This is a genomic window from Streptacidiphilus albus JL83 (assembly GCF_000744705.1).
GTDB classification, from domain to species: domain Bacteria; phylum Actinomycetota; class Actinomycetes; order Streptomycetales; family Streptomycetaceae; genus Streptacidiphilus; species Streptacidiphilus albus.
The window spans coordinates 9,494,413-9,508,075 of sequence record NZ_JQML01000001.1; the positions used below are offsets into that span (position 1 = coordinate 9,494,413).

The window sequence follows — 13,663 nt, forward strand, 5'->3', positions numbered from 1 at the left end:
GTAAGGTGGGGGCGTCGATGATCGTCCGCACGTATGGAGACCCAATGAGTTCGCCCCTCTCGCCCGGTGACCTGCTCCCCGTCGGAGTGATCGGCCTCGGCGACATCGCGCAGAAGGCGTACCTGCCGGTCCTCACCGGCCTGCCCGGTCTCGACCTGAGGCTGATGACCCGCGACCGGGCGAAGCTCGATCGCCTCGGCGACACCTACCGGATCGACGCGGCTGCCAGGTTCACCGACCTCGGGGAGCTGATCGGCAGTGGCATCCGGGCCGCCTTCGTCCACGCCGCCACCGATCAGCACGTCCCGATCGTCGAGACCCTGCTGACGGCGGGCATCGACGTCTACGTGGACAAGCCGCTCGCCTACGACCTAGAGGGAGCGCGCCGGCTGGTCGAGCTTGCCGAGCGCGAGGGGCGTTCACTGATGGTCGGCTTCAACCGGCGGCACGCCCCTGGCTATGTCCTGGCGAAGGAGCACGCGCGCGACCTGATCGTGTTGCAGAAGAACAGGGAGAGCCTGGCCGAGGCACCCCGGACGATGGTCTTCGACGACTATGTGCACGTGGTCGATCTGCTCAGGTTCCTGGTTCCCGGCGAGATCGAGCACATCGACGTCCGCGCCCGTCGCGTGGACGGCCTGTTGGAGCATGTGGTGCTCACGCTGGCAGGGGAGGGGTTCACCGCCCTGGGCATCATGAACCGAGTCAGCGGGGCCGTCGAAGAGGTGCTTGAGGTCTCCGGCGACAACACCAAGCGGCAGGTGGTCAACATGGCCGAGGTCATCGACTACAAAGGGCAGCCCACCGTCCGCCGCCGCGGGGATTGGGTGCCCGTCGCCCGCCAGCGCGGCATCGAGCAGGTGGTCCTCGCTTTCCTGAACGCCGTCCGCTCCGGACAGACCCTCGACGCCTGGGACGCCCTGCGCACCCATGAGCTGTGCGAGGAGATCGTCCGCCGAATCGAGTCGTGTCCTGGCCGTTTGCCAGAGTTGACCGGTACCCCTTTGGCGTAGTCGTGACCTCACCCGATGGCCGGGCCCACACACTCCTGTTCGAATGATCGCGTCAGGCAACGACGCCTGGCTACGAGCGTCACGGAGTACAGGCATGCGTATGACCATCGTCACGGCCCTCACGGTCACGGCTATTGCGGCGGGCGCCGTCACCGCCACCGCCGCCCAGGCGGCCCCCTCGCAGCTGCGATCACTCGGCGCCACGCACATCGTCACGTCAACGGTCAGCACCCCGAGCGCAATCTCCGGTGCGAATTACCCGGCCACTGCTACCTGTGCTGACACGGAGCAGGCCGTTGGCGGGGGAGTGAGCATCCAGACGGGATTCCCGCCCGGTGTCTTCGCGGTCATCCAGTCACAGCCTTCGATCGATGGGAAATCGTGGGTGGGAAGTGCCGCTACCGCGCAGAAGATCCCCAGTGGGAGAAGTCTTACCGTCACGACCTACGCCGTCTGTGCGCCGTTCGGCGTCTAGTACTCCAGTCATACTTCGCGATCTGCTTCGATAGCCTGCAGACGTGCTGGTCTGAGCTGAATCACGGGGGTGGGTGGATGGACGAGCGCACGGTCAGGCTGAACGAGCTCGCGCAGGGAATGCGTCCGCTTGGGCAGGGCGTCGCGTGGTTCGAGGACCTTGCCCATGACGAGCAGTTCGAGGTGCTGCGGGACCTGAGCGGGTTCTGCATCCAGGCCCGCGCGACAGTGGAGGACAGCCCGGAGAGCGTGCGCATGGCCGGCATCCGGCCGACGCATACTCCAGCGGTCCTGATCGCGCGCGGGCAACTGCACGGACAGCTGGAAAAGATCATCAATCTGCCCCAGGACGAGCGGGTGAAGGCGTTTCGGCTGCTGGTAGCCCTGCTGGGAGTAGCCGACAAGCGCCGCCGGGAGCGGTTCTGCGCCGACGGGTGCACCCACGCCTGGCACCAGCCGGCGGCCGGGACCGATACGGAAGCGGCCACCGCGTGATCATCAGAGGTTGTGTGGACTCCTGAAGACAGTGCGGTGGCCGCGGGCCACAGCGTAGACCCCGCCCGCTGGCGGGCGATGTTCGACCAGGCCATGGCCCGCATCGCGGGCCGGTTCCGACGCGTTGAACCCCGGGCGACGGCAAGGGCGTTCGTGCTCGGGCTGCTGTCCGGCGTCGAACGAAAGAACTGCTGGCAGTTGGCCGAGCAAGCCGGGCACGCCCGTCCCGGCGCGATGCAGCGGCTGCTGCGGAGCGCACGCTGGGACGCCGACGAGGTGCGCGACGAAGTCCGCTCTTACGTCCTGGAGCACCTTGGCGGTGGTGGGGTGCTGATCGTGGACGAGACGGGGTTCCTGAAGAAGGGCGACCGCTCGGCGGGCGTCCAGCGGCAGTACACCGGCACTGCGGGAAGAATCGAGAATGCCCAGGTCGGAGTGTTTCTCGCCTACGCATCCGAGCGGGGACGGTCGCTGATCGACCGTCGGCTCTACCTGCCCGAGCACACCTGGTGCAAGGACTCCGAGCGACGGTCGGGCTCCGGCGTTCCCGAGGACATCGAGTTCGCGACCAAGCCCCGCCTGGCCCTGCAGATGATCGAAGCGGCCCTGGACGCGGGATGCCAGTCCTCCTGGGTGACCGGCGACGAGGTCTACGGCCAGGACCCGCAGCTTCGCTCCGCGTTGGAGGCACGGGGGGTCGGCTACGTCCTGGCGGTCGCCTGCACCACCCGTGTGCGGATCAACCAGGACCGCACCGTCATCCGGGCCGACGCCGCGGCAACCGCCCTGCCCCCTGACGCCTGGCACCGACAGAGCGCCGGCGCCGGGGCGAAGGGCCCGCGCTACTACGACTGGGCCTGGGTGCAGATCGGCCCCGACGCCAACCGCTGCCTTCTGGTCCGCCGCAACCCCGCAACCGGTGAACTCGCCTTCTATCTCTGCTGGTCACCGGGACAAGTAGCCCTGTCGGCACTGGTGCGCGTCGCCGGGATCAGGTGGTGCATCGAAGAGTGCTTCCAAGCCGCGAAGGGCCAGGTCGGCCTGGACCACTACCAGGTCCGCCACTGGACCGCCTGGCACCGCCACATCACACTCGCCATGCTCGCGCTGGCCTTCCTGGCCGCCGTCGCCACCAGCACGAAACCCGCCAGAAGCGCAGACCCGTCCCGTCCCGCCCGCAGCAGCGACCCGATCGACCTCAGCATCCCGGAGATCCGGCACCTGATCGGGGCCCTGTTCAAGCGGCCATCCCTATCGGTGACCACGCTGCTGGCCTGGTCAATCTGGCGCAGACGCCACCAAGCACAGGCCAGGCGCTGCCACTATCGACGACGCCTCACCACCCGTTCGCCCACCTAAATCACGAAGTCGAACTGGAGTACTAGGGCTCCGACTTGTCGACTGAGGACCCCGTCTCCCCTTCCTGGGAGATACGGGGTCCTCAGTGGTGCTGTGGCTGTCGGTCCGTACTTGACCTGTGAGTTTCCAGGGTTGGGGTGTTGATGCCACACACATCGTGGACATCCTCCGCTGTCTCGCTCCCGGCGAGATCGACCACGTGGACCACGTGCAGCCCTGCGGACCCACGAGGTCTGTGAGCGGATCGTGCTGGAGATCGAGGACAGCGTGAGCGCGGTGGCGGCGGGGTGGTGGACGGGCGGGGGCGGTCCCGGCGCGTTGCGCGGGACGGTGCCTGACGGCTTGTCATCATGATCGGACGGTCGTGCACAGCCGATCGTCCGATCATGACTCCGGCTGGAGGTCCGACATGAGGCGGGACCTGTCACGGCGGTGGGCGGCAGCCCGGTGCGCACTGCCGCTGTCCGTCGCACTGGCGCTGACACTGGGAGCGGGAGCCGGTGGGGCGGCGGCTGCCGCGCAGCGCGGCACGGCGGGACAGGTGTCGGCGGGGGAACGTGCCTTGGCCGCTGTACTCGCCGAACGCTTCCCCCGGGCCGGGCTGGGGCCGGGCGGGGTCGGCCAGGTGATCGACGCGGCGTCCGGGCGCGTCCTGTGGTCCTCGGGGCCGGGGACGGGACGGATGCCCGCCTCGACCGCCAAGCTGGCCACGGCGGTGGCCGCGCTGACCGTCCTCGGACCGGAGCGGACCGAGTCGACCAGCACCCGCTACCGCGCCGAGGACGGCACCCTCTACCTGGTGGCCGGCGGCGATCCGGAGCTGGACCCCGACGGACTCGGCGCGCTGGCGGCGGACACCGCGAAGGCGCTGAAGGCGCGCGGGGTCACCCAGGTCCACCTGTCGCTCGACGACACCCTCTTCCCCGCGCCCAGCAGGCCGCCGGGCTGGCCGCCCGGCTACTACCCCTATGTCGTCGCCCCGGTACGGGCACTGTCCCTGGTCGGCGACCGGACCGAGGACACGGCGCAGACGGCGGCCCGACTCTTCCAGCGGCAGCTGGCCGGGGACGGGGTCCGGAGCGTGGCGGGCGGTCCGCCGTCGGGCACCCCGGCTCCGCCGACCCCTGCCCCGCCGACCTCGACCGGGCCGAGCGGGCCGACGGGTCCGAGCGATCCGACCGACCCGGGCGCGCCGCCGGTCGAGGAAGGCGATGCGGCGGCCGGGCGCTCCGGGGCGCTGCGGTCCGCCGCGTCGTATGCGACCGCCACCAGGACTGCCACCACGGCCGCCGCTGCGACTGCCGCCCCGGCGATCGGCCGGGCCGCCGTGCCGCGCGAGGCGGAGCTGCTGGCGGTGCACACCTCCCGGCCGCTCTGGAGCACCGTCGAGTACATGCTGAAGGTCAGCGACAACGAGATCGCCGAGGAACTGCTGCGGCTCACCGCGCTGGCCACCGGCCGACCCGCGACCTGGTACGACGGCACCGCCGCCGTCACCCGGGTGCTCGCCGGGTACCACGTGCCGCTCGACGGCGTGGCGCTCTACGACGGCAGCGGACTCTCCCGTCGGGACCGGCTCACCGCCCGTGCGCTCTCGGCGCTCGCCGCCCTCACCGTCGCCCCCGCGTACCGATCGCTGCTGTGGCCGGTCTACGCCGGGATGCCGGTGGCCGGGCGCGACGGCACGCTCAGCTCCGACCTGCACCGGTTCAGCACCCGTCCCAGCAGCTGCGCCGCCGGCCTGGTCCGGGCGAAGACCGGGACCCTGCACGACGCCACGGCGCTGGCGGGGGTGACCCGCGACCGCAATGGACGCTGGCTGGCCTTCGCTTTCCTGGAGAACGGCAGCACGCCCGTCCACACGGCCCGCCACGGACTGGACGGCCTCGCAGCGACCGTGGAGGGCTGCTGGTGAGCGGTGGCGGCGCCGGAGCGAAGGGCAGCGGAGCAGCCGGACGGGGGATGCTGACTGGCCGGGTTGTCGGTCCGGGCCGATAAGCTTGCGAGCTGCGCAGCATGCGCACCAGTTTCATCGCAGGGGAGGAACCCATGGGCCGGGCTCGGGGCCTGATGGCCATTCACGCACATCCGGACGACGAGTCCCTCTGGACGGGCGGCGTACTCGCCCAGCACGTCGCCCAGGGACGGCCGACGGCCGTGCTCACCTGCACCGATGGCGAGCGGGCGGACGAGGAGCCCTTCGCCGGGCCGGGCACGCGGGCCAAGGAGCTGGCCCAGGCGCTGGAGTTGCTGGGCGTCGCCGAGTCGGGGATGCTCCGCTACCACGACTCCGGGCACCTCGGGCGCGGCCCGGGTTCGCTCTGCGAGGCGCCCTTCGACGAGTTCGTCGGCGAGCTGGTCGCGCGGATCCGCTCGTTCCGACCGGCCGCCGTCGTCACCTACGACGCCTACGGGATATACGGACACCCCGACCATGTCCGGGTGCACCGCGCGGTGCTGGCGGCGGTGGAGGCCGCGGCCTGTGCCAGCACGCTGCCGCAGGCCGGACCGGCCTGGGCGGTGGACTCGCTGTGGCTGGCCACGGTCCCCGAGTCGCTGGTGCGGCAGCTCATCGGACTCGGCCTCGACCAGCCCATGCCGTCCACCCCGGACGCGCGGATCGCCGCCGACGTCGACGTCCGGCCCTGGCTGGACGTCAAATGGGCGGCCGTCCGGTCCCATGCGACCGAGTTCGCCCGGGGGGCACGGATCGCGGCGTTCGAGGAGCCGCAGCTGCGCGAGCTGTGCCTCGGGCGGGAGTGGTTCCTCTACCGGCCGGGACCGGGCGCGCAGAGCGGCCGGGAGCCGTACCGGGGCGGGCTGCTCGCCGACCGGGACTGAGGCCGGGACCGGCGAGCCGCCGCCCGGCCTCGGTTCAGGAAGCGGCGGAGGAGGCAGAGGAGGGGGAGGGGACGGAGGCGGCGACGGTGCGGGCGACGGCCGGTGCGATCCGGGTGGCCGCGTAGCGCGTGCCGACCACGAAGCGCATCATCGGGCCGAAGGCCGGCGCCGACAGGTTGCCGGTGAAGTAGAGGCCGGGCACGCTCGACTCGAAGTTCGCCGACAGCCGGGGGCCGCGCGCGCCCGGCACCCGGACCAGGGAGGCGCGCAGCTCCGGGGCGAGGAAGCGGGTCGCCTCGATGTCGATCCGGTAGCCGGTGGCCGCCAGGACATGATCGACCGTCAGCACCTTGGGCCCGGGGCCCGCGCCGCGCAGCCGCAGCCGGATCCCGTCCGTGCCCGCCTCGGCGTGGATGACCTCGCGGTTGGTGTGGATGGTGACCAGCCCGTCCACGCGCTCCCGCAGCCACCAGCCGCCCGAGGGGCCGAGCACCCGGCGCAGGATGTAGCGGCGGGTCGGACTCGGGAGCTTGCGTACCAGCTGCGGGTAGCGGCAGATCACCGCGAGCGCCCAGCCGGTGCCCAGTGGCGAGGAGGGTTTCACCAGCCGCTCGACCCGGCTGCGGGTCAGCACCGGGCGGCCCCCGAAGATCACCTTGTCGGCGCGCACCAGGACGTCGACCGTCGCGCCGGACTCCTGCATCAGCGCGGCGCTCTCCAGGGCGGACTGGCCCGCCCCGATCACCGCGACCCGCTTCCCGGCGAAGACCGAGAGGTCGGCGTGGTGGCTGGTGTGCGAGAGCAGCGCGTCGGCGGCGGGCCCCTCCGGGGCGAGGTGGGCGAGGTGCTGCGGGATCTGCGCGAGTCCGGTCAGTCCGGAGGCCACGACCACGGCGGACGCCGCGAACTCCTCGCCGTCCTCCAGCAGGACGGTGAAGCCGGGCGCGCCCCCGTCCGCCGCCACCTTGTTCTGCCGGACCGCCGCGACCCGGGTCTCCTCGACCTCGCCGACGTGCCGCTCCTGGAACCAGAGGCCGTAGCGGACGAACAGGGTGCACGGTATCGGCGTGAGCTCGGTCAGCTCCGACTCGCCCACGGCGCGGACGAAGTCCGCGAGCTCCGCGCCGGGTACGGGTGCCGAGAGGTCCACCGCGTCCGGCGTGGACTTGAGGAACATGCCCGAGGCCATGTCGTGCCTCCAGCTGCCCATCACCACGCCGAAGACGCGTACGGGTATGCCGAGGGCGCGGAGGTGGGCCGCGACGGAGAGCCCGTAGGGCCCGGCGCCGATCACCGCGACCGGCGCGGCGTCCGCCACCGGGTCGGCGGCGGGCTGCGCCGCGCGGCGGTTCCGTTCCATGGCGTCGTCCTGCTTGGACAGTGGCTGGGCCACAGAACCCCCCAGTGCGTCGATGTGCACCTCTCCCCAGGGTGCACGGCGGCAAGGACGCCACCGGTTCCGGATCGATCGTGCCAACCGTTGTCCGGAGGTGGCGACATCCAGTCCAGTGTGATCCATCGATCCTGGGAACAGGAGGACTTCAACGAAACTGAACGGTCCGACCGAGCCGGTCGCAGTCCATGTCCGGCCTGCTCCGACGCCCCGGCAGACCCCTGCGTCCCGGCCGACCCTGAGGCCCTTCCGGTGCACCACCCGGGCGGTGCACCGCGGTGCGCCCGAGCCCCGGTCGGGCTGGTCCGGCCCGGGTCGGTCTGGCGGGCCGGTCAGGCGGGCCGGTCAGGCGGGCCGGTCGGCGGGCCGGTCAGGCGGGCCGGTCGGCGGGCCGGTCGGCGGACCGGTCAGGTCCGGTCGGCCGGACGGCGGTGCCGCAGCAGCACCCACACCAGCACCGCCGCACCGACCAGCAGCGCGCCGGAGAGCACCGCCGCCAGGTTCATCCCCTGGACGAAGGCGCCACGGGCGCTGCTCAGCAGGGCGTCAGCCGATCCGGACGGCAGGGTGGACGCGGTGTGGACGGCTCCGCCGAGCGAGTTGGCCGACTCCGTCGCCGCCGGTCCGTGCACGGTCGCGGGCAGCACCAGCCCGGAGCGGTAGACGGCCGTCAGTACCGAGCCGACCAGCGCGATGCCCAGCGCGGTGCCCAGTTCGTAGGCGGTCTCCGAGACGGCGCCCGCTGCGCCCGACTTCTCCTTGGGGGCGGCGTCCAGCACCATCGTCGTCGACATCGCGTAGACGACGCCCTCGGCGACGCCGGTGACCAGGAAGGCGACGGCGATCAGCAGGTACGAGGTCCCGCTGTGGACCCAGCCCAGCGCGCCCAGGCCCAGGCCCATCGCCAGCAGGCCGCCGGCGAAGGCCGCGCGGTGGCCGCAGCGGCGGGCCAGGTAGGCGGCGGTGAGCCCGCCGACCACCGAGCCGGCGAAGGCCGGCATGTCCGCGAGCCCGGCCTGCAGCGGCGAGTAGCCGCGCACCAGCTGGAAGTACTGGGAGAGGAAGAAGACCACGCCGGCCAGCCCGATCAGCGCGATCAGCGCACCGGAGGCGGCAGCGGTGAAGCGCGGGTCCGCGAACAGCCGCACGTCCAGCAGCGGCACCGGCAGCCGCAGCTGCCGCCGGACGAAACCGATCAGGCAGCCGGTGCCGAGCACCGCCGTGACGATGACGCCGGCCTCGAACGGCCCGTTCACCGCGGCCTCCTTGACCGCGTAGACCACGGCGATGATCCCGACCAGGGACAGCCCGACGCTGGGCAGGTCCCAGGCCCCCGGGTTCGGGTCGCGGGACTCCGGCAGCAGCCGCCAGCCGAGCACCATCAGCAGGGCGATCAGCGGAAGGTTGATCAGGAAGACCGAGCCCCACCAGAAGTGCTCCAGCAGGAGGCCGCCGAGCAGCGGACCGCCGGCGGCGCCGGCGGTGGCCGCCGCGCCCCAGATGCCGATGGCCCTGGCCCGCTCGCCGTCGTCCGGGAACAGGTTGCGGATCAGCGACAGGGTGGAGGGCATGATGGTCGCCCCGGCGACGCCGAGCAGCGCGCGGGCGGCGATCAGCCAGCCCGCCCCGGGCGCGTAGGCGGCGAGGAGGGAGGCCGCGCCGAAGGCCAGCGAGCCGATCAGCAGCAGCCGCTTGCGTCCGATCCGGTCGCTGAGCGAGCCCATGCTGACCAGGAGTCCGGCCAGCACGAAGGAGTAGCTGTCGCCGATCCAGAGCAGCTGGGTGGCGGAGGGGTTCAGGCTCTCGCTGATGAAGGGGATCGCCAGGACCAGGACGGTGGCGTCGAGGGTGACCAGCAGCACGGCCAGGATGAGCACGGCGAGCGCGATCCAGCGGCGGCGCGCGGCGGGCGGGCCCGGCCGCGACGGGGTCGCGGCGGCGGGCGGCGCGGGCCGGACGGCGGCGCTCGGGGCTGCGGCCTGGGACGGGGCCTGGGACGGGGACGGGGTGTGCGGCCGTCCCTGGGGACTTCGGTACGCGGACGTGGTCTGCGGGACCGTCGGGCTGGTGGTCATGCCGGATCTCTCCTGAGGGCGCCGCCGAGGAAGAGCTCGGTCAGCGCATGGGTGCTGTCACGGGGGGCGAGGCGTCCTTCCTGGACCGCCCAGCCGACGCCGGCGAGCAGGTCGAGGAAGGCCTCGCTGAGCCAGGCCGCGGTCAGTTCGACGCGCAGTGCCCCGCACTGCTGGCCGCGCAGGAACAGCGCGGCGACGCGGGCGTCCAGGACGTCCCAGGCGTCGTTGATGGACTCGTCGTCGTAGAGGCGGTTCTCGCCGGCGACGAAGGCGGCCAGGCTGGCGTGCGGGATGAACGCCTCCGCCAGGCGACGGACGGCGGCCACCGGATCGCCCTCCTCGGGACGCGCCGAGTCCAGCGCTTCGTTCAGCCGGCGCAGCGCGTGCGCGCCCACCTCGTGGACGAGCGCATCGCGGCCGGGGAACATCCGGTGCAGGGTCGCTCGGCTGATCCCGGCCGCCCGCGCGATCTCGTCCATGGCAGCGGTGGGCTGCCGGGAGAGCACGCCGACGGCGGCGATGAGTACAGCGTTGCGATCCGTGGCCATGCGCCAAGGATAGCTCACATGAGACAGTTGTGTCTCAAGAGATACTGTCGAGACGCAAGGTCTTGTGCGGAACGGTCGAGCGGGCCCGGGGGACGGGGACAGGGGAGGTGGGAGGGGGCAGCCGCTGCCGACGCTGAACCCGCGCCCCCTGCGCTACTCCTCGGTCAGCGACCGGTACGCGGGCTCCAGCAGGGACTCCAGCGGGCGTCCCCGGACCAGGATGCCGGAGGGACCGAGCTGCGCCAGGGCGGTCGGTCCGGTCCGGTCCGGCTCGGCGGCCGGCAGCCGGTGCCGGTCGCCCTCGCGCCAGAAGTCCTCCAGGCACTCGGTCAGTGGCCGGTCGACCACCCGGAGCGTGCCCCCGCCCGGCCCGGCGTCGGCCGGGGGCTCCGCCGCGCGCAGTTCCCGCAGATGGCGCAGCAGTCGCTCGCGGGTGCGTCCGCGCCAGCGCAGCAGCAGGAACGGATCCGCGTCGAAGGCCGCCGCGAGCGTGCCCAGGGCCGCCGCCAGGTGGACGCAGGAGGACCACTGCGGGCAGGGGCACTCGGCGACCAGGTCGCGGGCGCGGGCGGGGAGCAGCGAGAGGCCCGCCCGGGCGAAGACGGCCTCCGTCCGGTCGGGGAACTCGCCGTCGAGCAGTTGCTCGCGGGCCTCGGCGTCCGCGTTGAGAGCCTGCTCGGCCCGGGTCCAGCGGAGGCCGTCGAACACCGGGAGCTCGAACCACACCTCGTAGCCGTCCCCGTCGCCGGACGGGTCCGCTACCCGGACGCGGACCGAGCCCGCGCCCACCTCGGGTCCGTCCACCGCCAGTGTTCGGGCGGCCTCGCGCACGGCGGAGGCGGTCAGGCCGGTGCCGAAGGACTCGACCCGTTCCAGGAACCGCTCCGACCACGGACCGCCGCCGTCGGCCGCACTGCCCGGCGCACCGCTCATGCCTCGCTCACCTCATGCCTCGCTCACCGCGTCCACCGACAGGGCCAGTACCTCGCGCAGGGCGTCCAGCGGCAGCTCGCCGAGCCAGCCCTCGGCGGAGCCGACGCCGACGCCGACCACCGCGTCCGCCAGCGCCCGTTTGGCCTCGATCATGGCGTCCACCCGCTCCTCGACCGTCCCCACGCAGACGAACCGGCGTACCTGGACGTCGCGCTGCTGGCCGAGCCGGTAGGCGCGGTCGGTGGCCTGCTCCTCGACCGCCGGGTTCCACCAGCGGTCGATGTGCACCACCTGGTTGGCCGCCGTCAGGTTCAGCCCGCGCCCGCCGGCCTTGAGCGACAGCAGGAAGACCGAGGGGCCGTCGGGATCCTGGAAGCGGTCCACCGTCGCGTCCCGCTGCCGCTTGGTCATCCCGCCGTGGAGGAACAGCACCTCGCTGTCCAGGCGCTCCGCCAGGTAGGGCTGGAGCAGCGAGCCGAACTCGGTGTACTGGGTGAAGCAGAGGGTGCGGTCGCCCTCGGCCACGGCCTCCTCCAGGGTCTCCTCCAACCGGGCCAGCTTGCCCGAGCGGCCGTCCAGCCGGGGCGGACCCGTGGGCCCGCGTTCGCCGGAGTAGTGCGCCGGGTGGTTGCAGATCTGCTTCAGCCGGGTCAGCGCGGCCAGCACGGTGCCCTTGCGCTCGATGGTGGAGTGGCTGCCGTCGCGGATCCGCTCCATCCGCCGCAGCAGGTCGTCCACCACCGCCTGGTAGAGGCCGGCCTGCTCGGCCGTCAGATTGCACAGCACCGTCATCTCCTGCTTGCGCGGCAGGTCCAGCGCGATGGCGGGGTCGTTCTTGGTGCGCCGCAGCACGAAGGGGGAGGTGAGCCGCCGCAGTTCGCTGGTGGCGCGGACGCTGGCATTGCGTTCGATCGGGACCGAGTAGCGCTCCTTGAAGCGCTCGGCGGAACCGAACAGGCCGGGGTTGGCGAAGTCCAGCACCGCGTGCAGCTCGCCGAGGCGGTTCTCGACCGGGGTGCCGGTCAGGGCCAGCCGGTGCCGGGCCGGCAGTCCGCGCACGGCGCGGGACTGCTGGGTGGCGCTGTTCTTCAGATGGTGGGCCTCGTCGGCGACCACCCGGTGCCAGTCGACCGAGCGCAGCGCGTCGAAGTCGCGCAGTGCCAGCCCGTAGGTGGTGATCACCACATCGGCCCCGGCCACCTCACGGCGCAGCGCCGGGCCGTCCGGGCGGCCCGCGCCGTGGTGGACGTAGACGCGCAGCTCCGGCGCGAACCGGGCGCACTCGCGCTGCCAGTTGCCGACCAGCGACATCGGGCAGACCACCAGGGTCGGGGCCGACCGCGCACCGGGCGGCCGGGGCGCGTCGTGCTCGACCGCGAGCAGCGCCAGGGTCTGCACGGTCTTGCCGAGGCCCATGTCGTCGGCGAGCACCCCGCCCAGCCCCAGACTGCTGAGGAAGGCCAACCAGGCCAGCCCGCGCTGCTGGTACGGGCGGAGCGCCGTGCCGAACCAGGGCGGGACGGCGACCGGGGCGGGCCGCAGCGCCGCGCCGGAGGGGCCCGCAGTGCCCCCGCCGTCGGGAGTTCCGCCGTCGGGGCTGCGTCGTTCGGGGCCCCGCCCCGGAGGCCGCGCAGCAGCTCGCCGAGCGCGCCCAGCTCCCCTTCGCTCCGGGTCACCAGGACCGGTAGGCCGGTGCCCGGCTCCTGCCCGGCGAGGGCGATCCGCAGCAGCTCGCCGGCGGTCGTCACGCCCGCCGCCTCGGCGCGGGCCAGGAACGCCGCGGCGGCCGCGATCCCGGCCCGGTCCGCCTCCAGCCAGTGGCCCCGGAGCCGGACCAGGGTGCCCTTGGCCGCGGCCAGCTCGGCCAGTTCGGCCGGACTGAGCGGCACCTCGCCGAGCGCGGCCTGCCAGGCGAACTCCACCAGCTCGTCCTTGCCGACCAGGCTCAGCTGCTCCACCGCGCCCGCCTGGACCGGACGGGCCGTCAGCGCCAGCCCCACCCGCACCGGCTGACGCCACCAGGCGGGCAGGAGCACGCCGAAGCCGGCGTCGGCGAGCGCGGGCGCGGCCTCGCGGAGGAAGTCCAGCGCCCCGGCGCGGTCCAGCGGCAGCCCGGTCGGGCGGTGTTCGAGCAGTGCGGGTTCCAGCTCGGGGCGGCAGCGGGCGGCCCGCTCCAACTCGGCGAGGAACGCCTCGCGCGGACGGTCCACCAGCCGCAGCAGCGCGTCCGCCGCCGGGCCGCCGGCCCACAGGTCGGCCGCCTCGACCAGCACCGAGGGCTCGTCCACCGCCTGGAGGCTGAACTCCAGCCGCCACGGGTCCTCCGGTGCGGGCTCGCCGGGCCGACCGGGCTCGCCGGGGAGGGCGTCGTTGTCGCCGAGGCGGTCGTCCGGGCGGTCGTCCCGGCGGTGGTCCGGGTGGTCGTCGAGGTCGTCGCCCATCGGTTCGACCAGTCGGAAGCCCAGCCGCAGCGGTCCGGGGGCCGCGCCGGGGGAGCGGTGCCAGGCGGTGAGCCGGCTCTGCAGGACGTCG

The 13,663-nt window shown here is 73.1% G+C and carries 11 protein-coding genes and 1 pseudogene; 6 read left to right on the top strand and 6 right to left on the bottom strand.

Annotated features, from left to right (window positions below):
• The first annotated feature begins 44 nt into the window (after nucleotides 1-44).
• The 6 genes from BS75_RS41140 (at nucleotide 45) to BS75_RS41170 (ending at nucleotide 6,182) form a co-directional block, all read left to right on the top strand.
• Nucleotides 45-1,013, top strand: coding sequence for a Gfo/Idh/MocA family protein (locus BS75_RS41140; protein ID WP_042437950.1), 969 nt, complete (start codon nucleotides 45-47; stop codon nucleotides 1,011-1,013).
• 94 nt (nucleotides 1,014-1,107) lie between these two features.
• Complete coding sequence (locus BS75_RS41145) at nucleotides 1,108-1,488, top strand: hypothetical protein (RefSeq protein WP_034091858.1); 381 nt, start codon at nucleotides 1,108-1,110, stop codon at nucleotides 1,486-1,488.
• Nucleotides 1,489-1,565: 77 nt separating this feature from the next.
• The gene (locus BS75_RS41150; protein ID WP_034091859.1) at nucleotides 1,566-1,982 is read left to right on the top strand and encodes a DUF5958 family protein; all 417 of its coding nucleotides are present in this window, start codon (nucleotides 1,566-1,568) and stop codon (nucleotides 1,980-1,982) included.
• A gap of 78 nt (nucleotides 1,983-2,060) precedes the next feature.
• Complete coding sequence (locus BS75_RS41155; RefSeq protein WP_081983481.1) at nucleotides 2,061-3,341, top strand: IS701 family transposase; 1,281 nt, start codon at nucleotides 2,061-2,063, stop codon at nucleotides 3,339-3,341.
• Nucleotides 3,342-3,903: 562 nt separating this feature from the next.
• Complete coding sequence (gene dacB / locus BS75_RS45395; RefSeq protein WP_052070418.1) at nucleotides 3,904-5,256, top strand: D-alanyl-D-alanine carboxypeptidase/D-alanyl-D-alanine endopeptidase; 1,353 nt, start codon at nucleotides 3,904-3,906, stop codon at nucleotides 5,254-5,256.
• 155 nt (nucleotides 5,257-5,411) lie between these two features.
• Complete coding sequence (locus BS75_RS41170) at nucleotides 5,412-6,182, top strand: PIG-L deacetylase family protein (protein WP_052070420.1); 771 nt, start codon at nucleotides 5,412-5,414, stop codon at nucleotides 6,180-6,182.
• A 34-nt stretch (nucleotides 6,183-6,216) separates the two neighbouring features.
• On the opposite strand, the gene BS75_RS41175 is transcribed toward BS75_RS41170, so the two are convergent.
• The 6 genes and pseudogenes from BS75_RS41175 to BS75_RS51180 form a co-directional block, all read right to left on the bottom strand.
• Nucleotides 6,217-7,542 carry an FAD-dependent oxidoreductase gene (locus BS75_RS41175; protein ID WP_042437947.1) on the bottom strand — a complete coding sequence of 442 codons (1,326 nt, stop codon included), beginning with the start codon at nucleotides 7,540-7,542 and terminating at the stop codon, nucleotides 6,217-6,219.
• 440 nt (nucleotides 7,543-7,982) lie between these two features.
• Nucleotides 7,983-9,650, bottom strand: a complete 1,668-nt coding sequence (locus BS75_RS41180; protein ID WP_081983112.1) for an MFS transporter — start codon at nucleotides 9,648-9,650, stop codon at nucleotides 7,983-7,985.
• Nucleotides 9,647-10,198, bottom strand: a complete 552-nt coding sequence (locus BS75_RS41185) for a TetR/AcrR family transcriptional regulator (RefSeq protein WP_034091861.1) — start codon at nucleotides 10,196-10,198, stop codon at nucleotides 9,647-9,649. The genes BS75_RS41180 and BS75_RS41185 overlap by 4 nt, the downstream gene beginning before the upstream one ends.
• A gap of 153 nt (nucleotides 10,199-10,351) precedes the next feature.
• Nucleotides 10,352-11,131, bottom strand: coding sequence for an SWIM zinc finger family protein (locus tag BS75_RS41190; RefSeq protein WP_052070421.1), 780 nt, complete (start codon nucleotides 11,129-11,131; stop codon nucleotides 10,352-10,354).
• A 12-nt stretch (nucleotides 11,132-11,143) separates the two neighbouring features.
• The gene (locus tag BS75_RS49735; RefSeq protein WP_331281465.1) at nucleotides 11,144-12,562 is read right to left on the bottom strand and encodes a DEAD/DEAH box helicase; all 1,419 of its coding nucleotides are present in this window, start codon (nucleotides 12,560-12,562) and stop codon (nucleotides 11,144-11,146) included.
• Nucleotides 12,563-12,855: 293 nt separating this feature from the next.
• Nucleotides 12,856-13,572: pseudogene (locus BS75_RS51180) on the bottom strand (SNF2 helicase-associated domain-containing protein); the annotation flags it as partial.
• Nucleotides 13,573-13,663: the final 91 nt, after the last annotated feature.

Coding starts and splice junctions, on each gene's coding strand:
- BS75_RS41140 (WP_042437950.1), top strand. CDS start 45: ATGAGTTCGCCCCTCTCGCCCGGTGACCTGCTCCCCGTCGGAGTGATC.
- BS75_RS41145 (WP_034091858.1), top strand. CDS start 1,108: ATGCGTATGACCATCGTCACGGCCCTCACGGTCACGGCTATTGCGGCG.
- BS75_RS41150 (WP_034091859.1), top strand. CDS start 1,566: ATGGACGAGCGCACGGTCAGGCTGAACGAGCTCGCGCAGGGAATGCGT.
- BS75_RS41155 (WP_081983481.1), top strand. CDS start 2,061: ATGTTCGACCAGGCCATGGCCCGCATCGCGGGCCGGTTCCGACGCGTT.
- BS75_RS41170 (WP_052070420.1), top strand. CDS start 5,412: ATGGCCATTCACGCACATCCGGACGACGAGTCCCTCTGGACGGGCGGC.
- BS75_RS41175 (WP_042437947.1), bottom strand. CDS start 7,542: ATGGAACGGAACCGCCGCGCGGCGCAGCCCGCCGCCGACCCGGTGGCG.
- BS75_RS41180 (WP_081983112.1), bottom strand. CDS start 9,650: ATGACCACCAGCCCGACGGTCCCGCAGACCACGTCCGCGTACCGAAGT.
- BS75_RS41185 (WP_034091861.1), bottom strand. CDS start 10,198: ATGGCCACGGATCGCAACGCTGTACTCATCGCCGCCGTCGGCGTGCTC.
- BS75_RS41190 (WP_052070421.1), bottom strand. CDS start 11,131: ATGAGCGGTGCGCCGGGCAGTGCGGCCGACGGCGGCGGTCCGTGGTCG.